At 66.6% G+C, this 23,234-nt stretch carries 22 protein-coding genes; 14 read left to right on the top strand and 8 right to left on the bottom strand.

The genetic code is table 11. The features are described from left to right. Positions 1-20: 20 nt before the first annotated feature. Complete coding sequence (locus AC13GI_RS19090) at positions 21-1,493, bottom strand: transglutaminase-like domain-containing protein (protein ID WP_482997043.1); 1,473 nt, start codon at positions 1,491-1,493, stop codon at positions 21-23. 132 nt (positions 1,494-1,625) lie between these two features. Here AC13GI_RS19090 and AC13GI_RS19085 point away from each other — a divergent pair, with 132 nt between their 5' ends. The 6 genes from AC13GI_RS19085 (at position 1,626) to AC13GI_RS19060 (ending at position 8,007) form a co-directional block, all read left to right on the top strand. Further along, complete coding sequence (locus AC13GI_RS19085) at positions 1,626-3,071, top strand: C40 family peptidase (RefSeq protein ID WP_099821412.1); 1,446 nt, start codon at positions 1,626-1,628, stop codon at positions 3,069-3,071. Next, complete coding sequence (locus AC13GI_RS19080) at positions 3,072-4,166, top strand: dipeptide epimerase (protein WP_099821358.1); 1,095 nt, start codon at positions 3,072-3,074, stop codon at positions 4,164-4,166. Positions 4,167-4,668: 502 nt separating this feature from the next. Further along, positions 4,669-5,517 carry a MurR/RpiR family transcriptional regulator gene (locus tag AC13GI_RS19075; protein ID WP_099821357.1) on the top strand — a complete coding sequence of 283 codons (849 nt, stop codon included), beginning with the start codon at positions 4,669-4,671 and terminating at the stop codon, positions 5,515-5,517. A 12-nt stretch (positions 5,518-5,529) separates the two neighbouring features. Next, complete coding sequence (locus AC13GI_RS19070; RefSeq protein WP_482997042.1) at positions 5,530-6,294, top strand: L,D-transpeptidase family protein; 765 nt, start codon at positions 5,530-5,532, stop codon at positions 6,292-6,294. Next, complete coding sequence (locus AC13GI_RS19065) at positions 6,291-7,592, top strand: APC family permease (RefSeq protein ID WP_380657152.1); 1,302 nt, start codon at positions 6,291-6,293, stop codon at positions 7,590-7,592. Before AC13GI_RS19070 ends, AC13GI_RS19065 begins: the two co-directional genes overlap by 4 nt. A gap of 82 nt (positions 7,593-7,674) precedes the next feature. Next, positions 7,675-8,007 (top strand): hypothetical protein, encoded by a 333-nt coding sequence (locus AC13GI_RS19060; RefSeq protein WP_099821354.1) that lies wholly within the window; start codon positions 7,675-7,677, stop codon positions 8,005-8,007. A 220-nt stretch (positions 8,008-8,227) separates the two neighbouring features. Here the strand turns inward: AC13GI_RS19060 and yiaA are convergent, their stop codons facing one another. Then, on the bottom strand, positions 8,228-8,680 hold the full coding sequence (gene yiaA, locus AC13GI_RS19055; RefSeq protein WP_099821353.1) for an inner membrane protein YiaA: 453 nt from the start codon (positions 8,678-8,680) through the stop codon (positions 8,228-8,230). Between the two features lie 171 nt (positions 8,681-8,851). On the opposite strand from yiaA, the gene AC13GI_RS19050 reads away from it, so the two are divergent. Further along, complete coding sequence (locus AC13GI_RS19050; RefSeq protein WP_482997041.1) at positions 8,852-10,015, top strand: PQQ-dependent sugar dehydrogenase; 1,164 nt, start codon at positions 8,852-8,854, stop codon at positions 10,013-10,015. Positions 10,016-10,085: 70 nt separating this feature from the next. Here the strand turns inward: AC13GI_RS19050 and AC13GI_RS19045 are convergent, their stop codons facing one another. The 4 genes from AC13GI_RS19045 to folB all read right to left on the bottom strand — a co-directional run bounded on the left by AC13GI_RS19045 (position 10,086) and on the right by folB (position 14,832). Further along, entirely contained in the window at positions 10,086-10,676 is a 591-nt protein-coding gene (locus tag AC13GI_RS19045; protein ID WP_482997040.1) for a hypothetical protein, read from the bottom strand. A gap of 139 nt (positions 10,677-10,815) precedes the next feature. After that, a complete protein-coding gene (locus AC13GI_RS19040) occupies positions 10,816-12,990 on the bottom strand; it encodes a glycoside hydrolase family 3 N-terminal domain-containing protein (protein WP_482997039.1) in 2,175 nt (724 codons plus the stop codon). A 128-nt stretch (positions 12,991-13,118) separates the two neighbouring features. Beyond that, positions 13,119-14,390 carry a mechanosensitive ion channel family protein gene (locus tag AC13GI_RS19035; RefSeq protein WP_482997038.1) on the bottom strand — a complete coding sequence of 424 codons (1,272 nt, stop codon included), beginning with the start codon at positions 14,388-14,390 and terminating at the stop codon, positions 13,119-13,121. A gap of 88 nt (positions 14,391-14,478) precedes the next feature. Beyond that, a complete protein-coding gene (gene folB / locus AC13GI_RS19030; RefSeq protein WP_025878255.1) occupies positions 14,479-14,832 on the bottom strand; it encodes a dihydroneopterin aldolase in 354 nt (117 codons plus the stop codon). Positions 14,833-15,197: 365 nt separating this feature from the next. Between folB and AC13GI_RS19025 the strand changes: the two genes are divergently transcribed. Continuing rightward, positions 15,198-15,863: a hypothetical protein gene (locus AC13GI_RS19025; RefSeq protein WP_482997037.1), complete on the top strand. Its 666-nt coding sequence runs from the start codon at positions 15,198-15,200 to the stop codon at positions 15,861-15,863. Between the two features lie 41 nt (positions 15,864-15,904). Here the strand turns inward: AC13GI_RS19025 and tsaD are convergent, their stop codons facing one another. Continuing rightward, positions 15,905-16,930: a tRNA (adenosine(37)-N6)-threonylcarbamoyltransferase complex transferase subunit TsaD gene (gene tsaD / locus AC13GI_RS19020; protein WP_099821347.1), complete on the bottom strand. Its 1,026-nt coding sequence runs from the start codon at positions 16,928-16,930 to the stop codon at positions 15,905-15,907. 167 nt (positions 16,931-17,097) lie between these two features. Between tsaD and rpsU the strand changes: the two genes are divergently transcribed. From rpsU to AC13GI_RS18990, 6 genes are all read left to right on the top strand, one after another. Further along, positions 17,098-17,313, top strand: a complete 216-nt coding sequence (gene rpsU, locus AC13GI_RS19015; RefSeq protein WP_002808376.1) for a 30S ribosomal protein S21 — start codon at positions 17,098-17,100, stop codon at positions 17,311-17,313. A gap of 133 nt (positions 17,314-17,446) precedes the next feature. Continuing rightward, positions 17,447-17,890 (top strand): GatB/YqeY domain-containing protein, encoded by a 444-nt coding sequence (locus tag AC13GI_RS19010; protein WP_099821346.1) that lies wholly within the window; start codon positions 17,447-17,449, stop codon positions 17,888-17,890. 104 nt (positions 17,891-17,994) lie between these two features. Further along, positions 17,995-18,939, top strand: a complete 945-nt coding sequence (locus AC13GI_RS19005; protein ID WP_425507017.1) for a YihY/virulence factor BrkB family protein — start codon at positions 17,995-17,997, stop codon at positions 18,937-18,939. A 59-nt stretch (positions 18,940-18,998) separates the two neighbouring features. Next, positions 18,999-20,738 (top strand): DNA primase, encoded by a 1,740-nt coding sequence (dnaG, locus tag AC13GI_RS19000; RefSeq protein ID WP_099821345.1) that lies wholly within the window; start codon positions 18,999-19,001, stop codon positions 20,736-20,738. A 26-nt stretch (positions 20,739-20,764) separates the two neighbouring features. Next, on the top strand, positions 20,765-21,265 hold the full coding sequence (locus AC13GI_RS18995) for a protein tyrosine phosphatase family protein (protein WP_099821344.1): 501 nt from the start codon (positions 20,765-20,767) through the stop codon (positions 21,263-21,265). Positions 21,266-21,305: 40 nt separating this feature from the next. After that, a complete protein-coding gene (locus tag AC13GI_RS18990; RefSeq protein WP_099782541.1) occupies positions 21,306-22,277 on the top strand; it encodes a bile acid:sodium symporter family protein in 972 nt (323 codons plus the stop codon). Positions 22,278-22,411: 134 nt separating this feature from the next. Here the strand turns inward: AC13GI_RS18990 and AC13GI_RS18985 are convergent, their stop codons facing one another. After that, complete coding sequence (locus AC13GI_RS18985; RefSeq protein ID WP_099821343.1) at positions 22,412-23,218, bottom strand: TraB/GumN family protein; 807 nt, start codon at positions 23,216-23,218, stop codon at positions 22,412-22,414. Positions 23,219-23,234: the final 16 nt, after the last annotated feature.

The following is a 23,234-nucleotide window of genomic DNA, read 5'->3' as shown; positions in this document are numbered from 1 at the left end:
TGGTGGGGTGGTGTGTCGCGCTAGCGTTGCCCGGCTGGCAGTACCCGCCACTGGAAGTCGTAGCTCCATTGGTCGAAGTACAGGTTGCCGCCTGACCACTCGGCCTCGCCGCGCTGCGAGTCGACCGTTTCCGAGCGGTAGTGCTGTTTGGCCGGCACGAAGGCCTGGCCGAAATCGTCGTTGAAGGCGATGCGGTAACCGTCGAGGCCACCCAGGTAGAAATCACGCAGCGCGGGCGTGTCGCTGGCCAGCGCACCGGTGGTCACATCCATCGGCAGCCAGCCATACGGCGCCAGATAGACCTGGCCCCAGTCGTGCAGATTGTTGTAGCCGCTGCCATCGTCGGAAAACACCATGCCCGACTGCCAGCGCGCGGGAATGCCGTTCATGCGCAGCAGGGCGATCAGCAGCAGGGTCTGCTGCCCGCAATCGGCGTGGCCGGCACGCAGCGCGTAGTCGCTGATGTTGCTGATCGTCGAGTACTCACGCGCCCCTGCCCACGGAATGCGGTCGATCGCCGCGAACAGCCTGCGTACCACTTCATACGGGCGTGTCTCGCCCTGCAGCACCTGGTCGGAGAACAGCCTCAACGCTGGGGTGAAGCGTACGTGCGGCAGCTGCTCGGCCAGATAGGGCTTCAATGCGGGATCATTCGCCGTCGCCGGCACCTTGGTCGCGTCGATTGCCGTGTGACGCGCGAAGATCGTCACCGCATAGCGAATTTCAAAGCGTGTCGGCTGGCCAGCCACGGCCTTGGCTTCCAGATAGGCGGTGCGCTGCTGCGTGCTGGCCGGGGCGATGCGCGCGTTGCCCGGCGAACTGGCAATCCACTGCACGCGCTCCTGCTGGCCGGGAATCTCGCGCGGGTAAGGAATCCATGCACGCACGGTTTCGCCGGCCGGCACGGTGTCGGCCTTGACCGTCAACGACTGGGTGAATTCGATGCGCTGTGGCAGCACGGAAGCGTTGCCGCTCTGTTCGGCTGCAGCAACCACACGCACGTGGTGTGCATTAAGCACTTCATTCGGGCCGGGCGGTGGCATCGGTGCATCTGCCCGACGACGCGTACGCGCCTCGTCGCTGAGCAGGAACAGGTTGGAGGGCGCACGCTTGAAGTACCAGCGCGTGCCGTCGATATCGTAGTGCTCGATCAGCCCCTGCTGGTCCCAGCGCGCGAACTCCTCGTCGGTCAGGTCGGGAATCCAGCGGCGCACGGCGGCCTTGGCTGCGGCTTCGTCGAGGCTGAAATCCAGCTTGATGCGGCGCATGCGCTCGTACTGGAAGTCGGCGGGTGCGGGCACGCCGTCTGCGGCGAACGCCGCATCGACATCCCTGAAACGACCGCTGTCGACCAGATCGATCAGCTGCGTTTCCCGCTCACGATCGACGGCACTGCGCTGATCCGCGGCCTGTGCCGCCCACGCCCACAGCAGCAGCGCGGCACCAAGGCCGGCAGCGGCAGGCAGAGACGGTTTGCGAACGGCAGGATCCACAGCGACACTTCCCAAGCGCGGGTGGTAACGGCTGTGTAGCACGGGCCGGAGGACCGGTCAATAATTTATTCTTGCTTTCGCGGCCGAAAGGAATAAATATTCCAACAGGCTTTCGAGGAGGGTGTGCAGCGCATGATCCTGGCTTCCCGCGAACCGCGTCGGCACTGGCCGCGCAGGTTGACCCTGGCGCTGGCCCTGGGCCTGCTGGCCGTACCGGCCTTTACCCAGGCGGCCACGCCTGCACCCGACCCCGGCGCACCGCTGCCCTACGTGATCGGCCTGCATGAGGCCTACCTCACCCCGGATTACTGGGCGGCACGCCTGGACAACGCCGACGCACCGATCCTGGACCGCGCGCAGATCAATGCGCAGAACGCGCGGATGCGCGCCCAGGACAACCACATCCAGGACATCGCCACGCTGCCCGCACAGCTCAGCGCCACGCAGGTGCGCGACAGCATCGGCGCGCTTTCGAGCTGGCCCAAGCGGGCGCTGTATGACGAGAAGGGCCAGGCCATCGCCCCCGGCCTGCGCACCGCAATCGAAGGCAACCTCGGCCTCGACGCCGTTCCTGCGCAGGTTGCACCGTCGTACGGGTTGGTGGTGAAGCGTGCCGCGCTGCGTACCTTCCCGACCCGCCAGCGTGTTTTCAGCACCGCCGGCGATACCGATATCGACCGCTTCCAGGAGTCGGCACTGTTCCCCGGTGACAAGGTTGCCGTGGTCCACCGCAGTGCCGATGGCCGCTGGCTGTTCGTGCACAGCGAGCGCTACAGCGCCTGGATCGAAGCCGATGCCGTGGCCAGTGGTGACAAGGCCACGGTGCTCGGCTACGGCGCGAAGGGCCCGTACCGCATCGTCACCGGTGCCACCGCGCACACCGCCTACACCCCCGAAGAACCGCGCGTATCGCGCCTGCAGCTGGACATGGGCGTGCGCCTGCCGGTGCTGGCCGACTGGCCAGCCGCCGAACCGGTGAACGGCCAGCAGGCACACGCCTCGTGGGTGGTGCAGCTGCCGGTGCGCGAGGCCGATGGCCGCCTGCGCCTGGTGCCGGCATTGCTGCCGCGCTCGCAGGACACCGCCGCCGACTACCTGCCGCTGACCCCGCGCCTGCTGCTGCAGCAGTCGTTCAAGTTCCTCGGCGAGCGCTACGGCTGGGGCCACGACTACGACACCCGCGACTGCAGTGGGTTCGTATCGGAGATCTACCGCAGCTTCGGCGTACTGTTGCCGCGCAATACCAGCGCACAGGCGATCAGCCCGGCGCTGGACCGCCTGCCGTTCACCCCCAAGGACAGCAAGGCCGTACGCGACCGCGCCGTCACCGATCTGCAGGTGGGCGATCTGGTCTACATCCCCGGTCACGTGATGATGGCCATCGGCCACGTCGACGGCCGCACCTGGGTGATCCACGATACTGCGGGCGGCAGCTGGTTCGGCGCCGACGGCAAGCGTGTGCAGGCCCATCTCAATGGCGTATCGGTCACGCCGCTGGAGCCGATGATGGCCAGCGACAGCGTCCGCTACATCGACCGCATCACCAACATCCAACGCCTGCGTGCCAAGAATCCCTGAATGAAGATCACTGCCATCGAACTGGGCATGCTGCGCGTGCCGCTGAAAACACCGTTCAAGACCGCGCTGCGCACCGTGGAGACCGTGGAAGACGTGGTGGTGCTGATCCGCACCGATACCGGCCACACCGGCTACGGCGAGGCGCCGGCCACCGCAGTCATCACCGGTGACACGCACGGCTCGATCATCGAAGCGATCCGCCACTTCATCGCCCCGCGCCTGATCGGCCAGGAGGTGGTCAACCTCAACCGCCTGTGCACGCTGGTGCAGACCGCGATGGAGCGCAACACCAGCGCCAAGGCAGCGGTGGAAATCGCGCTCTACGATCTGTGGGCGCAGCTGCATGGCGCACCGCTGTACCAGATGCTGGGTGGCGGCGACCCGGTGATCACCACCGACATCACCATCAGCGTGGACTACATCGACAAGATGGTGGCCGATTCGCTGTCGGCGATCGAACGCGGCTTCGAGTCGCTGAAGATCAAGGTCGGCAAGGACATCGGCGTGGACATCGAGCGGGTCAAGGCGATCCATGCCGCCGTGGAGGGCCGAGCCCTGCTGCGCCTGGACGCCAACCAGGGCTGGACCGCCAAGCAGGCCGTGCATGCGATGCGCACCCTGGAAGACGCCGGCGTGGTGCTGGAACTGCTGGAACAACCGGTGAAAGCGGCCGACATCATTGGCCTGAAGTACGTCACCGATCGCGTCAACACGCCGGTGATGGCCGACGAAAGCGTGTTCAGTCCCAGCCAGGTGATGGACCTGATCCAGCAACGCGCCGCCGACATCATCAACATCAAGCTGATGAAGACCGGCGGTTTGTCCAATGCGATCCGCATTGCCGACATCGCCGGCATCTACGGCGTGCCGTGCATGATCGGCTGCATGATCGAGTCGAGCATCAGCGTCGCCGCGGCAGTGCATCTGGCGGTAGCCAAGAGCGATGTGATCACCAAGGTCGATCTGGATGGCCCGTCGCTGGGGCAGTTCGATCCGGTCAGCGGCGGCGTGCGCTTCAACGAGTCGGAGATCAGCATCAGCGATGTGCCGGGGCTGGGTATCACCGAAGTGCGGGGGCTGGAGATGCTGGGTTGATTTCTGCCTTGCGGCTGGCTTGGCGTACAACTGACTTTGGGTCGGGCGTTACTTTTCTTTTCGCGAAAAGAAAAGTAACCAAAAGAAACGCTCCGCCGGCCGCGAGCCGGTGCTGTGCACCGGTTCCCTGCGCTCCTCGGCCCGTCGAGGGACGGCGCGGGAACTCGCTGCGCTCAGACACCCGCGCCTCTTCGCCCTCGCCGGACCTGCGGTGCTCGGCTCGCTTGAAGGCGGACTCAACAGCAGCTCCGGGTAGATCCACGCCACGCGTGGATGCTCCTGCTTCTGCTCTACCCCGCACCCCCTTCGCGGCTGGCACGCGCGCGATCTGTCCGGGGGCGGGCGGGTGGGGTTTGCTGGGGTGTCCGCCGCATGAATGCGGCGGCCAAGCCTGCACGGACGTACTTGCGGCGTCCCCTGCAAATCCCACCCACCTGACCCACTCCATGAGACGCTCTACGCAGCCAACCGCAACGCGCCTACACATGCCCGGACACCCCGCATGCCGCCCCTGCTGAAAATCCGCACCGAGCGCGGGCAGATGTCGGCCATCGAACGCCGCATCGCCGACTTCATCCTCGACAACGCCCACCTGCTGCGCGATTACTCCTCGCAGCAGCTGGCCAGTGCCCTGGGCATCAGCCAGTCCAGCGTGGTCAAGTTCAGCCAGAAGCTCGGCTTCAAGGGCTACCCGGACCTGAAGTATTCCATCGGCGAGGATGTTGCCCGTGCCGGTGCCGACCCGCAGCAGGCGCCGGCCGCACCGGACATCAGCGATGACTACCTGCGCCTGGGCGATGCCCTGCGCCGCAGCAAGGCGCAGGCCGAGGAAGAAACCCGCCAGGCCAACCCGCGCGAGGAGATCGAACGCATCGTGCAGCTGCTCGACGGCACGCCGAAGCTGTTTGTCCACGGCCTCGGTGACGACGGCCTGTACGCCCGTGAATTCGCCATGCGGCTGTCGCTGCTTGGCCTGCTGGTAGTGCCCCATACCGATCCGATCCTGATGCTGGCCAACCTGTCCGCCGCGCGCCCGGGTGATGTGCTGTTGATGTTCTCCGAGTTCGGCAACCTGCCACAGCTGTCGCAGCTGTCGCGCCAGTTCCAGGACATGGGCGGCAAGGTGGTGTCGATCACCCGCCACACCGCCAACCCGCTGCGCGCGCATGCCGATGCGGCGCTGGTAGTGTGCGCGCACGACCGCGCGCCGCAGGTGGCACAGCTGCTGTACCGTAGCGCCATGCATGCCCTGCTCGATTTCCTGTTCGTGCTGCTCTGCCACGCCAATCCGGATCGCCAGCAGCAGCTGGCGGTGAACCTGGAACGGATCGATCACCTGCTGGATTCCTGACCGGAGCGCCCGATGAACCTGTTGCTGGCCCGCCTTGCATCCGCCGCGCTGCTGCTCGCGGCGGCCGTCACTGTCCATGCCGCACCATTGGATGAGGCACGCCAATTGATCGTCGTCACCAGCGAGAACTGGGACAGCACGCAGGGGCAGCTGCAGGCCTTCGTGCGCGACGGCAAGCAATGGCGCAAGCACGGCCAGGCCTTCCCGGTGGCGCTGGGCCGCACCGGTAGTGCCTGGGGCCTGGGCCTGCATCCTGCGCAGGCCGACGGCCCGCAGAAACAGGAAGGCGACGGCCGCAGTCCGGCCGGTGTGTTCGCGCTGGGCAGCGCGTTCGGTTATGCCGTCACCCGGCCCGGAACGGCGATGACCTACCAGCCGATGAGCAGCACCAGCTACTGCATGGACGTACCGGCATCGCCGTTCTACAACCGCATCGTCGATGCAAAGAAGGTTGGCAGTGCCGCCATCACCGGCTCCACCGAACCGATGCGGCTGGACCTGCACAACAAGGGCGACGTGCGTTATCAGGAAGGCTTCGTGATCGCGCACAACCCGGACAACCAGCCCGGCAAGGGCAGCTGCATCTTCGCTCATCTGTGGCGCCAGCCCGGCGAGGCCACCGCTGGCTGTACCGCGATGCCACAGGCGCGCATGCAGGCATTGCTGGACTGGCTGCGCCCGCAGGACACGCCGCGTTTCGTGCTGCTGCCACGCGCCGAATACCAGCGCCTGCAGGCACAGTGGAAACTGCCCGCGCTTGAAGGAGCTGTACGTTGAGCGCCGCCGACGAACCCCAACTGCAACGCGCGGTCAGCCGCTGGCAGATTGTTGGCCTGTCGATCAACGACGTGGTCGGCAGTGGCATCTACCTGCTGCCGGCGGCTACGGTCGCCCTGCTCGGCCCCTTCAGCCTGTGGGGCGTGGTTGCCGCCGGTATCGTCGTCGCCCTGCTGGTGCTCTGCTACGCGCAGGCGGCCAGCTATTTCGATGAACCCGGTGGCAGCTACCTGTACGCGCGCGAAGCCTTCGGCCGCTTTGCCGGCTTCGAGATCGGCTGGATGATCTGGCTGACCCGCATCAGCTCCGCTGCAGCGCTCAGCAATGCGCTGGCCGACGCCGTAGCGCGGTTCTGGCCGTGGGCAGGCGCAGGCATGGGCCGCATCGCGATCATCGTGGTCTCGCTCGGTTTCCTGACCGGGGTGAACATCATCGGCGTGCGGTCGGCCGCGCGTACCGGCATCGTGCTGGTGATCGGCAAGATGCTGCCGCTGTTGTTGTTCGTGGCCATCGGTGCGTTCTACATCGACCCGCAGCTTGCCTTCTCCGGCCAGCGCCCGGATCCGCACGACCTGCAGCGCATGGGTGAGGCGGCGCTGTTGTTGCTGTATGCCTATGCCGGGTTCGAGAACATTCCGGCCGCGGCCGGCGAATACCGCAACCCACGCCGCGACATCCCGTTCGCGCTGATCACCATGATCGTCACCGTCACCGTGATCTACGCGGCGGTGCAGATCGTGGCCCAAGGCACCCTGCCCGGGCTGGCCAGCTCGGCCACGCCGTTGGCCGATGCCGCCTCCAGCTTCGGCGGTGAGGCACTGGCGCTGATCCTCACCGTGGGCGCGACCATCTCCATCCTCGGCACCAACAGCAACACGATGATGATGGGCCCGCGCTTCCTGTTCGCCCTGGCACGCGATGGCTACGGCCCGAAGGTGCTGGCGCAGGTGCACCCGCGCTTCCGCACCCCGGCCGCAGCGATCTTCTGTCAGGGCCTGATCGCCCTCGGCCTGGCCCTGTCCGGCTCGTTCGTGCAGCTGGCGCTGCTGTCGATGACCACGCGCCTGTTCGCCTACATCGGTACTGCAGCAGCGGTGCTGGTACTGGCCAAGCGCTATGCGGACCGCCCCGGTGCGTTGAAGCTGCCCGGTGGCCCGTTGATTCCGGTGCTGGCCCTGCTGCTGTGCGTGGCCCTGTTCGCCAGTGCCAGCTGGCAGAACATCGCCGCGGCGCTGGTCGCCTTCGCGGTTGGCGCGGTCATCTACACGCTGCCGCGCAAGGACGCCAGCGCCGATTGACCTGCCGATCACGCTGCCGGCCCGATGCGTTAACCGGGCGACAGGCAGGATCAGGCTTCGTCCACCACGGAGCCTCCTGCCCATGAGCACTGATTACCAGATCCCCGGCCGCGTGCCGGAAGACGGAACCCCACGCCAGGCGGTTTCGGACTACTGGCGTGATCGCTATACCAGCGAGCCGTATTACGACAACCAGCTGTTCTTCGACGATTACGAGCCGGCGTACCAGATCGGCCACACCGCGCGCGCGCAGGACATGATCCGCGCATACGAAGAGATCGAAGGCGAGCTGGAATCGCGATGGGCGAAGGAGCGCGGCAAGAGCCGGCTGGAATGGGCGCAGGCCCGCAGCGCCGTGCGTCGCGGCTGGGAAGAAGCGGTCAACCTGGACCCACGCCGGGACCGCAACGCATAACAGCACGTTGTAGCGCCGAGCCCATGCTCGGCTGAAGCCTCAGCTGTAGAGCCGAGCCCATGCTCGGCTGAAGCCTCAGCTGTAGAGCCGAGCCATGCTCGGCTGAAGCCTCAGCTGTAGAGCCGAGCCCATGCTCGGCTGAAGCCTCAGCTGTAGAGTCGAGCCCGCTCGGCTGCCGATACACAGCAGCCGAGCGTGGGCTCGGCTCTACCTCCGCCCGTCAGTCCTGCTCCGGCAACGGCGGGATCGACGAGGCACGCTTGGGCTCGGCCGCATTCGCGGCAATCAGGTCGCGGGTGTTCTTCTGCACCGCCACCGCGCCAAACAACGACAGCGCGAACGCCATGCCATAGAAGCCCTTCTCGCTCAGCACCAGGGTGGCGTTCCACAGACCGACCAGCAGCAACAGCAGCGCCGACAGCAGCGCGAACCAGCACAGCGCGTAGTACAGGCCGCTCACCGGAATGCTCTCGACGCGGTCGCGCACACTCTTCTGCAGCGATACCGCCGCGAACAGGCCGAACAGCAGCAGGGTCAGGTAATAGCCCTTTTCGTTCAGCGGCATTTCGGCATTGAACAGGCCTACCAGGTAGGCCACTGCGCCCAGCAGCAGGGCCACCCATGAGGCGGCGATGAAGGCGGGCGAAGGTCGATGGATGAGGGGTGCGTTCATTGCAGTTCCTTGGCAGACAGGCGGGCATGCTTTGCCCGGGCGAGAACACCCTAGACGATCCGCGCCAAGCCGCACAGGGGGTAGCAGGACCTTCGGGCCACGACCGTCACCTGCCCGGTGGTATACAAGGGAGAGCCTGGCCATCCGCATCCCCTTCCGCTGGAGATACCCATGACCCGCACGCCCCTGCTGCTCGCACTCGGCCTGCTGCCGATCCTCGCCACCACCGCCTGCAATGCCGCCGGTCCTGATGCGACAGGTCAGAAGGCACCGGCAGCCGCCACCGCCAACGACCAACGCCCCTTCACCGCCACCGAGGTCAGCCGTTTCGACCAGCCGTGGGCGATGACCTTCCTGCCCGATGGCAGCCTGCTGGTGACCGAAAAGCGCGGCAAGCTGCAGCACCTCGACTTGGCCAGTGGCCAGAAGCATGAGATCACCGGTGTCCCCAAGGTCGCCTACGGCGGCCAGGGCGGTTTCGGTGATGTGATCCTGCATCCGGATTTCGCCCGCAACCATGTGGTCTACGTCAGCTATGCCGAGGAAGGCACGCTGGATACGCGCGGCGCGGCCGTGGCCCGTGCCACCCTCGCCCTCGACGCCAACGGCGGCGGCCAGCTGAAAGACCTGAAGGTGATCTGGCGGCAGACGCCGAAGGTCAGTGGCGAAGGCCACTACGGCCATCGCCTGGCCTTCGGCCCGGACGGCAAGCTGTGGATCAGTTCCAGCGAACGGCAGAAGTTCGATCCGGCGCAGGACATGAGCGGCAACCTGGGCAAGATCATCCGTCTCAACGACGACGGCAGCCTGCCGGCCGACAATCCGTTCGCCTCGCAGGGTGGCGTGGCCGCGCAGGTATGGTCGCTGGGGCACCGCAATGTGCTGGGCATCGCCTTCGATGCCAATGGCAAGCTGTGGGCACAGGAAATGGGCCCGGCCGGCGGCGATGAGCTGAACCTGATCGTGCGCGGTGCCAACTATGGCTACCCGATCGTGTCCAACGGCGACCACTACGATGGCCGTCCGATTCCGGACCACGACACCCGTCCGGAATTCGCCGCACCGAAGGTGACCTGGAACCCGGTGATTTCCCCGGCCGGCCTGATGTTCTACAACGGCAACCTGTTCCCGCAGTGGAAGGGCAGCGCCTTCATCGGTGGCCTGTCGTCCACCTCCCTGGTGCGCGTCAGCTTCGATGGCGACAACGCACGCGAAGCCGAGCGCTTCAACATGGGCGAGCGCATCCGTGAAGTGGAACAGGGCCCGGACGGCGCGCTGTGGCTGCTGGAAGACGGCAGCAAGGCGCGGCTGCTGAAGCTCACGCCGAAGGCCTGATTGGCCGGGTTGCCGGCCAGCGGCCGGCACTACCGAACTGCAACGGCCCCGCATGCGGGGCCGTCTGCTTTCACTGGATGGTGATGACCTTCACTTCCGTGCGCGTGCAGGCCTTGTCCAGGCACTGCCCGTTCAACCACACCTGGCCATCGCCGATCATCACGCCCTGCTGGTTGACGAACACCGTGCCGAAATCCTGCGCGGATACGGCCTTGACCACCGCCGGGGTGATGATCTTTTCGTAGTTGCGCTGGAATTCACCGGGTCCGGTGATCTTCTTGCCGCCACTGATGTTCAGCGGGAAACGCACTTCCTCAACCACGGCAGGACGGTCGCCCGCGACCACGGCGGTCTTGAAGGCATTGAATACTCTTTCATACTGCGCCGCATCGCCGAGCAGCGTCTCGATGCGCGCGCGGGCGTCGTCTGCTGCGGGCTCGGCCGGGCTGGGAGCATCCGCCGGCGCCGCCGCCACATCCTTCGCGTGTTCCGCCGCAGCCTGCGGTGCCGCAACGGCATCGGGCGTGGTGCTGGCGGCCGCCTCGGCCGGCGTCGCACCGGTCATCGGCGGTGGCGCGTCGGCAGCGGGCTCGGGCGGCGATGCTGGCTGCGAACAGGCCGCCAGCAGCAGGGCCGGGATCAGGAAAGCAATCGTGCGCATGCGCGGTCTCCATCGACACAGGAAGTCCGATGGTAGCGCCGGGCCGCGCCCGGCGTGTTTGCCATGGGTGAGGAGGCCGGGCATGGCCCGACGCTACTCATTGCCAGTAGATCCACGCCATGCGTGGATGCTCTACCGATCAGGCCTTCAGCAGCTCGAACTGCACGGCCTCACCGGCCATCGACGAGGCACACACCCACACGTCGAACAGACCCGGCTCGGCACGCAGCACGCCGTCGCGGCCGGTGAATGCCAGCTGCTCGCGGGTCAGGGTGAACACCACCTCGGTCGACTCGCCCGGCTGCAGGGCCACCTTGCGGAAGTCCTTCAGCTCGCGCACCGGCCGCACGCGGCTGGCCACGCGGTCGTGGATGTACAGCTGCACCACTTCCTCACCGGCCACGCTGCCGGTGTTGGTCAGCGTGGTGGTCAGGGTCAGGGTGTCGTCCCAGCCGACGCGCGCACTGCTCAGCTGCGGCACGCCGTAGGCGAAGGTGGTGTAGCCGATGCCGTGGCCGAACGGATACAGCGGCTCGTTCGGGATCTCGCGCCAGCGTGCCTTGAACTCCGACATCGTCGGCAGTTCCGGGCGGCCGGTACGCGGGTGGTTGTAGAAGTACGGCTGCTGGCCGGACACCTGCGGGAAGCTGACCGGCAGGCGACCGGACGGGCTGTAATCGCCGAACAGCACATCGGCCACGGCATGGCCCGTCTGCGTGCCCAGGTACCAGGTGATCGCCACGGCATGCGCATTGCGCACCGCGCCCTGCAGAGCCAGCGCGCGGCCATTGCGCAGCAGCACCACCAGCGGTTTGCCGGTCATCGCCACTGCTTCGGCCAGCGCCTGCTGTGCCGGCGGCAGGGTGATCTCCACGCGCGACTGCGCCTCACCGCTGTAACGCTGCGGCTCGCCCAGCGCCAGTACCACCACGTCGGCACGCAGCGCGGCGGCCACGGCCGCTTCGGTGCCACCGGCAATGGCGGCTTCCAGTTCGCAACCCGGCACCACTTCCAGCAGCGCGTCATCGCCGATGGCCGCGCGCACGCCGGTTTCCAGATCCACGTAACGCTGCTTGTCGCCGAACAGCGTCCAGCAGCCTTCGATGTTGTCGCGGTCCTGCACGAACGGGCCGATCAGCGCGATCTTCTGCCCGTTCTTCTGCAGCGGCAGCACGTTGTCGCGGTTGTTCAGCAGCACGATCGAACGACGCGCGGCATCACGCGACAGTTCGTCGTGGGCGGCAATGTGCGAGGTATCGGCTTCGCGCGCCGGGTCCAGCGAACGGTACGGGTCGTCGAACAGGCCGATGGTTTCCTTCAGCCACAGGATGCGGCGCACGCCTTCATCCAGCACGCTCATCGGCACCTCGCCACTCTCCACCAGGCCCGGCAGGTGCTCGGCGTAGAAGCCGCTCTGCATGCTCAGGTCGAGGCCGGCGGTGAACGCCTTGGCAGTGGCATCGCGGTCGTCGGCGGCATAGCCGTGCGCGACCAGTTCCATGTCGGCGGTGTAGTCGGAGATCACTACGCCCGGGAACTTCCATTCACCGCGCAGGATGTCGGTCAGCAGCTCGGCGTTGGCGCTGGCCGGCACGCCGTTGATGTCGTTGAACGAGGACATCACGGTGATCGCGCCAGCGTCGAAGGCCGCCTTGAACGGCGGCAGGTGCACGTCGCGCAGGGTCTGCGGCGAGATGTCGACCATGTTGTATTCCATGCCGGCCATCACCGCGCCGTAGGCGGCGAAGTGCTTGGGCGTGGCCAGCAGCGAATCGGCGGCGCGCAGGTCGCTGCCCTGGAAGCCACGCACGCGGGCAGCGGCGAAGGCACAGCCCAGTACCACGTCCTCACCGGCACCTTCGGCACCACGGCCCCAGCGCTGGTCGCGGGCGATGTCCACCGCCGGTGCGTAGGTCCAGTGCAGGCCGGCAGCGGTGGCTTCAACCGCAGTGGCACGCGCGGTGCGCTCGGCCAGGTCCGGCTCGAAGCTGGCCGCTTCGCCCAGCGGAATCGGGAACACCGTGCGCATGCCATGGATGACGTCGGCAGCCAGGATCACCGGGATGCCCAACCGGCTCTCCTCGGTGGCGACCTGCTGGATGCGGCGGCCGAGCTCGGCGCCGACACCGTTGAACAGCGAGCCGACCTTGCCCTCGCGCACCTGCTGCAGCACCTGATCGGCATTGCGCACGTTGGCTTCCGGGTTCACGTCCGGGGCGAACGGGCGGACCATGTCCGCGAAGACACCCAGCTGGCCGACTTTTTCCTCGACGGTCATCTGGGCAATGAGGGATTCGATGCGATCGGAGGCCACCGGCAGTCCTTGATGAAAACGTTTACAAGCCCGGCATTCTAGCGATCCCGGACGATTTGGCGAGAGGTTTCGTCATTCAGTTTCAGCCACCAGCCGGATCCGTACGGTCCGGCCGGGGGCATCGCAGCTTACTCCGAGCCGGCCAACTGGCGCTGCCCTGCCATCAACATGGCGTCACTGGACGCCTGGAACACCCGCAGGCCAAAGGCCGGCAGGATCGCCAGCAGGTGGTCGAAGATGTCCGACTGCACCGCTTCGTACTCGCCCCAGGCGGTGCTGCGGGTGAAGCAGTACAGCTCCAGCGGCAGGCCTTCGGTGGTCGGCTGCAGCTGGCGCACCAGCAGGGTCATGTCGGTGTGGATGCCCGGATGGCTGGCCAGGTAGCGCTCCACGTACGCCCGGAACGTGCCCAGGTTGGTCACCCGGCGGCTGTTGACCTCGGCCACGCCCTGCTCGCGCAGGCGCCCGTTCCACTGGCCCAGCTCCTGCTGCTTGCCGCGCAGGTAGTCGCCCAGCAGGGCGAACTGGCCAAGGAAGGCCAGGTCGTCCTCTTCCATGAAGCGCACGCTGTGCTGGTCCAGGTACAGCGCGCGCTTGATCCGGCGGCCCCCCGCTTCCTGCATGCCACGCCAGTTCTTGAACGACTCGGTCACCAGCTTCTTGGTCGGGATGGTGGTGATGGTCTTGTCGAAGTTCTGCACGGTGACGGTATGCAGGGCGATATCGATGACATCGCCGTCAGCGTTCTGGCTGGGCATCTCGATCCAGTCGCCGATGCGCACGCGGCCATCGCCACTGATCTGTACGCTGGCCACCAGTGACAGGATGGTGTCCTGGAAGATCAGCATCAGTACTGCAGTAGCCGCGCCCAGGCCGGTGACCAGTGGTCCCAGCGCGACACCCAGCAAGGTGGCAACGATGGACAGGCCCGCGGCCACGAACACCACGATCTTGACCACCTGCAGGTAGCCCTTGATCGGCTTGTTGCGTGCATCGGGCTTGCGTTCGTACAGGCTGTTGGCCGCATCCAGCGCATGCGAGAACGCCATCGACACGGTCAGTACGGCCCACACGATGCACAGCTTGATGATGACGTTGACCAGGCCTGGCGGCAGGTCGGGAATGAGGGTGATGCCCGAGGCGATCACCTGGCTGGGCACCACGTTGGACAGGCGCGCGATGACCCGCATCAGGTGGCTGCCACGCCCGGACTCGGCGCCCGGCAGGCGGTTGAGCAGGCGTCGCAGGCCGCGCACCAGGATGCGCTTGGTCAACCAGTTGGCCAGGCCGGCTGCGATCAGCAGGGCCGAGATCATCAACGCCAGGTAGGCGCCAGGATAGGGTTCCAGTGTGTTCTGCAGCTGTTCAAGCCACTGTACCGCCACCACTGCGTCCACCATCGGTTGTCTCCTTCTTCATTGCTGTCGAGGTTGCCGGCCGGCGGCTGGCAGTACCGGGAGTTGCCAGCCGGCGGCTGGCGGTAACGGGTCAGTCCCGCGAGCGTTCGATGATCACGCCGACCGCGCGCGCGCCGCGCACCGCACCGGGCTTGCTCAGCTTCAGGCGCAGCCACTTCACGTCGAACTCGTCCAGCACGATCTGCGCGCAGCGCTCGGCGAGCGTTTCCACCAGGCCGAACTCCGATTCGCGCACGAACTGCTCCAGACGCTTGCTGACTGCCTTGTAGTTCAGGGTATGGGCAATGTCATCGCTGGCCGCCGGACGACGGTTGTCGAAGCCCATCTCCAGATCGAACACCAGGTCCTGGCGGATCCGCCGCTCCCAGTCGTAGATGCCGATCAGGGCGTCGATCGTCAGCCCTTCGATGAAAACCTTGTCCATTGCGGTTACCAGCCGGAAAACAGGCGGTCATGGTAACGGGACGGCGGTGAGCCTGCCCGGAACGGGCGATGGGCCGCCGGGCATTCACAGGGGCTGGAAAAGACAAAGGGCCCTGCTAGCGGGGCCCTTTGGTACTACCGTTTGTCCCCGGGGGGAGCTTTCTCAAGCCGCGAGTCCCGGTGGCGCAGGTGATCAGAGTAGGCAGGAAACAAACTGCGGGTCAAGGCCATGTGCGACAACGCAGACCAACGTCTTGTCCTCAGCTTGAACGCGGGAAATCGGCCACGTACACAAAGGCATTCCCTGATGGTGGCCGACTGCATCCTTGGCCAACATCGGTCTTCCCCACACCAGCGCACATCACGATGGCTGCATACGATGCATTGAGACGCGCTCTGTCAGCGGAGCGTCTGTCGACCTACGAGAGAATCGCATCGACCTGCAGCCGTGACGTTACTGCCGAATCCCTGTACCTCTGGAACATGCGGATGTGCGGTGCGTTGATGATGCCCGTCCACCTCTGCGAAGTGGTCATCCGCAATGCAGCGGCATCGGTACTGGCGCGGCAGCATGGTCCGCGATGGCCGTGGAATGATGCCTTCCGACGCAGGCTGCCGGCATCATCATCATCCGCATTTGCCAGGACGGCGCTGGAACAGGCAGCGTGTCGCGCGACCAGTACATCCGAGATCGTCGCCAACCTGCCAATGGTATTCTGGCAACAGCTGTTCACCTGTCGCTTCGACTCCACGCTGTGGATTCCGGCACTCAACGGCGTACTGCGCCATGCGCCTTCGGCTCATCCCAGTGTCATCAGAAAAGCAATGCACGTTGACATCGGACGCATCCGCCACCTGCGCAACCGCATCGCCCACCACGAACCCATCCTCGAACGTGACATCGGTGCCGACCTGGCCGCGATCGGGCGCCTGATCCACGCCCGTTGCCCGCACACCCTGGGTTGGCTGCAGCGCCATGAACGGGCGACGACGGTGCTGGCGGCCTCGCCACTTCTTGGCAAACGTCGATGACGTTGCCGGCCAGCGGCCGGCATAACAGGAACAGGTCCGGCTCAGACCGCCGGCAGGGTTGCCATGTCCCAGCGCGGGGTCACTTCCACCTTCGGCGGACTGTGCTGGCCGGCCTGCAGACGCAATGCGCCAGCGAAGGCAATCATCGCGCCGTTGTCGGTGCACAGCGCCGGCCGCGGGAAACAGGCCCGTCCGCCGAGGCGCTCGGCCATCTGCTGCAGGCGGGCGCGCAGGCGCTTGTTGGCGCCGACGCCGCCGGCCACCACGATCACGTTGGTGCCCGCCGCTTCCAGCGCGCGCTCGCACTTGATGGACAGGGTCTCGACCACGGCGTCTTCAAAACCACGGGCGATGTCGGCGCGGGTCTGCTCGCTCTGGTCGCTGTCGCGCCAGGCCATCAGGACCTGGGTCTTCAGGCCGGAGAAACTGAAATCCAGGCCCGGGCGATCGGTCATCGGCCGCGTAAAGCGGTAGACGCCCGGCGTGCCCTGCTCGGCCAGCTTGGCCAGCTGCGGACCGCCCGGGTACGGCAGGCCCATCATCTTGGCGGTCTTGTCGAAGGCTTCACCGGCCGCGTCGTCCAGGGTTTCGCCCAGCAGGCGGTACTGGCCGATGGCATCGACGGCCACCAGCTGGGTATGGCCGCCGGACACCAGCAGGGCCACGAACGGCGCCTGCGGCGGGTCGTCTTCCATCAGCGGCGCCAGCAGATGGCCTTCCATGTGGTGCACGCCCACGGCGGGGACCTCCAGTGCCCAGGCCAGCGACCGGGCCACGCCGGCGCCCACCAGCAGCGCCCCGACCAGGCCGGGGCCGGCGGTATAGGCCACCCCGTCGATGTCGTTCACGCCGAGGCCGGCTTCGGCCAGCGTCTGCCGCACCAGCGGCAGCAGCTTGCGCACGTGGTCACGGCTGGCCAGCTCGGGCACCACACCGCCGTACTCGGCGTGCAGGGCGATCTGGCTGTAGACCGCATGGGCGCGCAGGGCCGCGCTGCCGGACAGGTCGGTGTCATACACCGCCACGCCGGTCTCATCACAGGAAGATTCGATGCCAAGGACTCGCATGCCTGCTATTATGACGCCCCTGCCAGCCCCTCGGGGGAACTGGCAGGTCTCACTGCAATCCAACAACTTGCCCCTATTCAGGATTTGTGGCTTGCAGTTTGTTTATTCGCCACTATAATGTGCGGCTCGCCGGGCGTGACCCGGTTCTACTGTGTCCCGGAGATTCCATGCCCAGCGTCAAAGTCCGCGAGAACGAACCCTTTGAGTTTGCTCTTCGCCGCTTCAAGCGCACTTGCGAAAAGGCCGGTGTGCTGGCCGAAACCCGCAAGCGCGAGTTCTACGAAAAGCCGACCCAGGAGCGTAAGCGCAAGGCCGCCGCTGCTGTGAAGCGTCAGCTGCGCCGTTCCTCGCGCGACGTCACCAAGCGTCAGCGCCTGTACTGATCGGACGCATCTTCATTGCGGTGGGCATTCCCTGCCGCGATGGAGTCGAAGCCGGCACGCGCGAGCGTCGCCGGCTTTTTGCGTTTCCGGGCCTGGGCGTCCGCCCTGCCCCACCACCACCACGAGGTTCGCCATGAGCATGAAGCAGCAGCTCACCGAAGACATGAAGGCCGCCATGAAGGGCGGCGAGAAGCACAAGCTGGGCGTCATCCGCCTGATCAACGCGGCCATCAAGCAGAAGGAAGTCGACGAGCGCATCGAGCTCGACGACACCGCCGTGATCGCCGTGCTCGACAAGATGGTCAAGCAGCGCAAGGACTCGGTCAGCCAGTTTGAAGCGGCCAACCGCGAAGACCTGGCGGAAATCGAGCGCGCCGAGATCGTGGTGATCGAAGCCTACCTGCCGGCCAAGATGGGCGAAGCCGAGATCGTCGCGGCGATCCAGGCGGCCATCGCCGAGACCGGCGCCAGCAGCGCGGCCGACATGGGCAAGCTGATGGGCGCGCTGAAGCCCAAGCTCGCCGGCCAGGCCGACATGGGCCTGGTGTCCAAGCTGGTCAAGCAGCAGCTGGCGTAAGCCAGCATCCAGGGTCGGATCCCTTCCGCATCGCGGAAGGGCTCTGACCCCATTGACGCACCCGTTTCACCGCCCCTTCGACCCCCGGCTGCTACAACATCCCCATGGTCGAGCAATCCAACGCCCCCACCGACACGCGTCCCCACGGCATCCCCGCACGGCTTCGCCACTACGCCGATCGCCTGCAGGACAGCTTCCCGATGGCGGTGGCCAAGCGCTTCGTCGAAATCGACGTGCTGACCCAGGCCGCTTCGGTCTCCTTCTATGCCCTGCTGTCGATGGCTCCGCTGCTGGTGCTGCTGCTGTGGCTGACCGCCTCGTTATATCCGCCGGCGCAGCAGGCACTGATCGGACAGATCGGCTCGGTGGCCGGCAGCAGCGTGGCCAGCGTGGCCGACACCGTGCTGCACAACGCCAACAGCCAGCCCAGCGTCGGCTCACTGGCCGGGGTCTGGAGCACGTTGCTGTTGTTCGTCGGCGCAACCGCCGTGTTCGCGCAGCTGCAGAACGCGCTGAACCGGATCTTCCATACCAGCGGGCAGCGTCTGGACGGGATCAAGGCCTGGCTGCGCAAGCGCGTGTTCTCGTTCGGCGTGGTGCTGGCACTGGGCTTCCTGCTGATCCTGTCGATGACCGCCACCACCGCGCTGCAGGTGGTGTTCGCGCAGCTGCCCTCAGTGCTGCCCGCGATCGGCTACCTGACATCACTGCTGCTGTACACGCTGGCCTTCGCCTTCCTCTATCACTACCTGCCGGACCGGCGCGTGGCCTGGCGCCAGGCGTTCATCGGCGGCGCCATCACCTCGTTGCTGTTCACCCTCGGCCGCTATGGCATCGGCGTCTACATCAGCACGGTTGCCCCCGGCAGCGCCTACGGCTCGATGGGTGCCCTGGTGATTTCGCTGGTCTGGATCTACTACGCCACTGCCGTGTTCTTCGTCGGTGCGTTGATGACCGCGGTGATCGACGAACGCCAGTACGCACGTGCGCGCCTGGCCAGCGCCGATGTGGCCCCGCAGGAAACCGGCCCGGCCACCGCCAGCGAGTAAACTAGGGGACTTGCCGCCCCCGCAGCGCGCCCTGGCGGCCGCGCCCCGTCCTGTTGCCCATGGCCCGTATCCCCGACGCTTTCATCGACGACCTGCTGGCCCGCTCCGACATTGTCGAGGTGGTGGGCAGCCGCGTGCCGCTGAAGCGCCAGGGCAAGGAGTACGCCGCACGCTGCCCGTTCCATGACGAACGCTCGGCCTCGTTCACGGTCTCGCCGACCAAGCAGTTCTACCACTGCTTCGGCTGCGGCGCGCACGGCACCGCAATCAGCTTCCTGATGAACTACGACCGCCTCGAGTTCCTCGACGCGGTGGACGAACTGGCCAAGCGCGCCGGCATGGAAGTGCCGCGCAGCGAGAACCCGCGCAGTGCCCAGCAGCAGGATGACAGCCGCGAGCTGTACTCCGCGCTGGACGCCGCTACCAAGTTCTTCCAGAAGAACCTGGAAGGCAGCGAGAAAGCGCGCAGTTACCTCGATGGTCGCGGCGTGGACGAAGAGAACCGCGCGCGCTTCCAGATCGGCTATGCGCCGGATGGTTACAGCGGCCTGCGCGATGCGCTGGGCAAGGACGAGCGGCGCATGAAGCTGCTCGACCGCGCCGGCCTGTTCTCCAAGAACGACCGCGGCCACGTCTACGACAAATTCCGCGACCGGGTGATGTTCCCGATCTTCGACCGCCGTGGCCGGGTGATCGCCTTCGGCGGGCGCGTGTTCGAGAAGGACGACGGCCCCAAATACCTCAACTCGCCCGAGACCGCGCTCTTCCACAAGGGCCGCGAACTGTACGGCCTGTGGCAGGTGCGCCAGGCCAACCAGAAGATCGAGCGCCTGATCGTGGTCGAGGGCTACATGGACGTGGTCTCGCTGTTCCAGTTCGGCGTCACCCAGGCGGTGGCGACGCTGGGCACGGCAACCACGCCGGACCATGCAGAGCTGCTGTTCCGCAACGCGCCGGACGTGTTCTTCTGCTTCGACGGCGACGCCGCCGGCCGCCGCGCCGGCTGGAAAGCGCTGGAATCGGTGCTGCCACGCATGAAGGACGGCCGCCAGGCCTTCTTCCTGTTCCTGCCCGATGGCGAAGACCCGGACAGCATCGTGCGCAAGGAGGGCGCTGAGGCTTTCAACGAGCGCCTGAAGCAGGCCACGCCGCTGTCGCAGTTCTTCTTCGACGAGCTGACCCGCGAAATCAACCTGGGCACGCTGGACGGCAAGGCACGGCTGGCCGAGCGCGCCAAGCCGATGCTCGCGCAGATTCCCGACGGCGCGTTCGGCGACCTGATGAAACAGCAGCTGGGACAGCTGACCGGCCTGGGCGGCAACGCGCAGGCGGGCCGTCCGCAGATGCCTCAACGCGCCGCGCCGCGCACGATCCAACCCGCGGCCAAGCGCAGCCTGGTGCGCGGCGCGATCGCCGTGCTGCTGCAGCAGCCCTCGCTGGCCCTGACCCTGGGCGGCAAGCACCACTTCCAGGGCCTGCGCCTGCCGGGGGTGGAGCTGCTGCTGGAACTGCTGGGGCTGGTCGAACAACGCCCGGACATCAGTACCGGCGCCTTGCTGGAGCATTTCGACGGCCGCGAGGAACAGGCCTCGCTGCACACCCTGGCCGCGCAGACGCTGGCGGGCGATGAAGCGATGTGGACGGTGGAACTGCATGACGCGGTCGGGCAGCTGGAGAAGCAGCTGCTGTTCCAGCGGATCGACGACCTTAACGCCAAGCAGCGACAACAGGGTCTGGACGATACTGACAAGTACGAGATGCGCGAGCTGCTCAAGGCCCGCGCCAATCTGCGCCTGTAGCGGCAGAACACAGCCCCGGAGAGACCATGCTGCTGCGCCTGACCTGCCTGCTGTTGTTGTCGCTCTGCCCGGTTCTGCCGGCCTGGGCTGCGGACCCCGCCCTTGCTGAAGTCCGCCCCGGCCTCTACGCCGGCGGCCAGCCCTCGGCCGCGCAACTGCGCGAACTGGCGGCACAGGGCGTGCGCACGGTGATCGACCTGCGCCAACCCGATGAAGATCGCGGCTTCGATGAAACGCGCGAGGCCGAAGCGCTGGGCCTGCGCTATGTACGCATTCCGGTGGCCGGTGCCGAGGGCCTGGATGCCGCCAACGTGCGCGCCGTGCACCAGGCCCTGCAACAGAGCCAGGGGCCGGTGCTGCTGCACTGCGCCTCCGGCAACCGCGCCGGTGCCGTGCTCGGCCTGCTCAACGCGCGCTACGAACACGCCAGCCCGGAACAGGCCCTGCAACTGGGCCAGCGTGCCGGCCTGAAGTCGCTGGAAGCGGCCACCCGCGAGCGCCTGGCGATCCCTTCTCCCACCCCCTGATTTCCGGGGTAATCCCCCCGCACCAAGGAGCCTATCCACCATGACCCGCTGGTGGTCGCGCCTGCGACCGGACAACTTCACCCTCGCCCTGCTGTGCACCGTCGGCTTGGCCTCGCTGCTGCCGATGAAGGGCGCTGCCGCCCTGGTGCTCGATGATGTCACCACCGTCGCCATCGCCGCGCTGTTCTTCCTGCACGGCGCGCGCCTGCCGCGCGAGTCGATCATCGGCGGCATGCTGCACTGGCGCCTGCACCTGACGATCCTCGCCTGCACCTTCATCCTGTTCCCGCTGCTGGGGCTGTTGTTCAAGCCGCTGTCGGGCTGGCTGCTGACGCCCGAGCTGTACCTGGGCGTGCTGTTCCTGTGCACCCTGCCGTCCACCGTGCAGTCGTCCATCGCGTTCACCTCGATGGCGCGCGGCAACGTGCCGGCGGCCGTGTGCAGTGCCTCGTTGTCGAGCATCCTCGGTGTGTTCCTGACGCCCCTGCTGCTGACCGCGCTGGCCGGTACTTCCGGCGGCGTGCACGACCCGCTGCATGCCATCGGCGGCATCATGCTGCAGCTGCTGGTGCCGTTCGTGGCCGGCCACCTGCTGCGCCCATGGATCGCCGGCTGGGTGGAGAAGCAGCGCGCGCTGCTGCGCTACACCGATCAGGCCACCATCCTGCTGGTGGTGTACTCCGCGTTCGGTGAAGCGGTCACTGAGGGGCTGTGGAGCAAGACACCCCTGCTCTCGCTGTTCGCGGTGGCTGTGGTGGCGGCAGTACTTCTCGGCATCGCCATGCCGCTGATCACCTTCATCGCCCGCCGCCTGCGCTTCAACCGCGAAGACGAGATCGCCATCGTGTTCTGCGGCTCGAAGAAGAGCCTGGCCACCGGCGTGCCGATCGCCAAGGTGCTGTTCGCTGGCGGCAGCCTCGGCGCGATCGTGCTGCCGGTGATGATCTACCACCAGATCCAGCTGATCGTCTGCGGCGTGATCGCCCAGCGCTACGCCAAGCGCGCGCCCTGACCCGACCGGCAAATCATCCACGCATGGCGTGGATCCACTGAACGCGCGGGCTGCTGTGGGAAATCCTCCACGCATGGCGTGGATCTACTGTAGAGCCGAGCCCATGCTCGGCTGATGAGTGGCCCTGCGTGAACTCACGGTTCTGCCAGGGTGCCGACGCTCAGCTGAGGCATCCACACCCACAGGTCGTACTGCCGCCCGGCATCGGTATCGACCTCCGGTGCACGCGCAGATCGCTCGAGCAGAGCCAACGCCTTGCAACGATCCATGCACCCCCAGAAGTGGCCGCGCAGGGCTTCCAGCCGCACGCTGTAAATGTCCAGGTCGCGCAGCGCCGATGCCATCGGTTGCGTCTGCATTTCCGGTGGCGCATCGGCCGGCCGCTGCAGCATGGCGTGGACATTGCCAGTCAGGACGACCATCCGGGCGTCATCCGGCAGGCGCCGGTACAGGCGCCGCAGCTCTGCGGCCATGCGATCATCGCGCGCTTGGCTGCCGCCATCACTGTTGTTGACGTCATAGCCGACCACCTCGATGGTGCGCCCCTGCGCCTTCAGCGCGCGCATGCCTTCGATCAGCGCCAGCATGTCGCGACTGCGGCGGCCATCGTGCTGATCATCGCGCACGGTCCAGAACGCACGGCCTCGCAGGTGTTGGCGTGCCACCGCCCCGCCATCGGAATCCAGATAGTCACGCAGTGTGGTGTTCTCACCACGCGGCAGCTCCAAAGCCAGCACCACCGGGCCGTTACGGCTGTAGTCGTCCACCAGTCGGCGCACCAGCAGCGGTGTCTCGCGGGTACCGTGGAATTCGCCCAGCACCAGCACGCGGTGGTCTCCGGCATGCTGGCGGATCTGCATGGCAGCGTCGTCGGCGCGCGCGCTCATCACCATGCCCAGCGCCAGCAGCAGGGTGGCGGTCCAGCGGAAGATCGAATGCATCCCTGCTCCTTCCTTT

Source organism: Stenotrophomonas sp. 82F1 (assembly GCF_056861525.1).
The sequence above is the reverse complement of the archived record's forward strand: the minus strand, read 5'-3'. Positions and strand labels throughout refer to the sequence as shown.

Bases quoted from the DNA above. Each gene is read 5' to 3' on its own strand.
- tsaD (WP_099821347.1), bottom strand. From the start codon at position 16,930: ATGCGAGTCCTTGGCATCGAATCTTCCTGTGATGAGACCGGCGTGGCG.
- AC13GI_RS19070 (WP_482997042.1), top strand. From the start codon at position 5,530: ATGAACCTGTTGCTGGCCCGCCTTGCATCCGCCGCGCTGCTGCTCGCG.
- AC13GI_RS19060 (WP_099821354.1), top strand. From the start codon at position 7,675: ATGAGCACTGATTACCAGATCCCCGGCCGCGTGCCGGAAGACGGAACC.
- AC13GI_RS19035 (WP_482997038.1), bottom strand. From the start codon at position 14,390: ATGGTGGACGCAGTGGTGGCGGTACAGTGGCTTGAACAGCTGCAGAAC.
- AC13GI_RS19085 (WP_099821412.1), top strand. From the start codon at position 1,626: ATGATCCTGGCTTCCCGCGAACCGCGTCGGCACTGGCCGCGCAGGTTG.
- AC13GI_RS19075 (WP_099821357.1), top strand. From the start codon at position 4,669: ATGCCGCCCCTGCTGAAAATCCGCACCGAGCGCGGGCAGATGTCGGCC.
- AC13GI_RS18990 (WP_099782541.1), top strand. From the start codon at position 21,306: ATGACCCGCTGGTGGTCGCGCCTGCGACCGGACAACTTCACCCTCGCC.
- AC13GI_RS18995 (WP_099821344.1), top strand. From the start codon at position 20,765: ATGCTGCTGCGCCTGACCTGCCTGCTGTTGTTGTCGCTCTGCCCGGTT.
- yiaA (WP_099821353.1), bottom strand. From the start codon at position 8,680: ATGAACGCACCCCTCATCCATCGACCTTCGCCCGCCTTCATCGCCGCC.
- AC13GI_RS19080 (WP_099821358.1), top strand. From the start codon at position 3,072: ATGAAGATCACTGCCATCGAACTGGGCATGCTGCGCGTGCCGCTGAAA.
- AC13GI_RS19010 (WP_099821346.1), top strand. From the start codon at position 17,447: ATGAGCATGAAGCAGCAGCTCACCGAAGACATGAAGGCCGCCATGAAG.
- dnaG (WP_099821345.1), top strand. From the start codon at position 18,999: ATGGCCCGTATCCCCGACGCTTTCATCGACGACCTGCTGGCCCGCTCC.
- AC13GI_RS19025 (WP_482997037.1), top strand. From the start codon at position 15,198: ATGGCTGCATACGATGCATTGAGACGCGCTCTGTCAGCGGAGCGTCTG.
- rpsU (WP_002808376.1), top strand. From the start codon at position 17,098: ATGCCCAGCGTCAAAGTCCGCGAGAACGAACCCTTTGAGTTTGCTCTT.
- folB (WP_025878255.1), bottom strand. From the start codon at position 14,832: ATGGACAAGGTTTTCATCGAAGGGCTGACGATCGACGCCCTGATCGGC.
- AC13GI_RS18985 (WP_099821343.1), bottom strand. From the start codon at position 23,218: ATGCATTCGATCTTCCGCTGGACCGCCACCCTGCTGCTGGCGCTGGGC.
- AC13GI_RS19045 (WP_482997040.1), bottom strand. From the start codon at position 10,676: ATGCGCACGATTGCTTTCCTGATCCCGGCCCTGCTGCTGGCGGCCTGT.
- AC13GI_RS19050 (WP_482997041.1), top strand. From the start codon at position 8,852: ATGACCCGCACGCCCCTGCTGCTCGCACTCGGCCTGCTGCCGATCCTC.
- AC13GI_RS19005 (WP_425507017.1), top strand. From the start codon at position 17,995: ATGGTCGAGCAATCCAACGCCCCCACCGACACGCGTCCCCACGGCATC.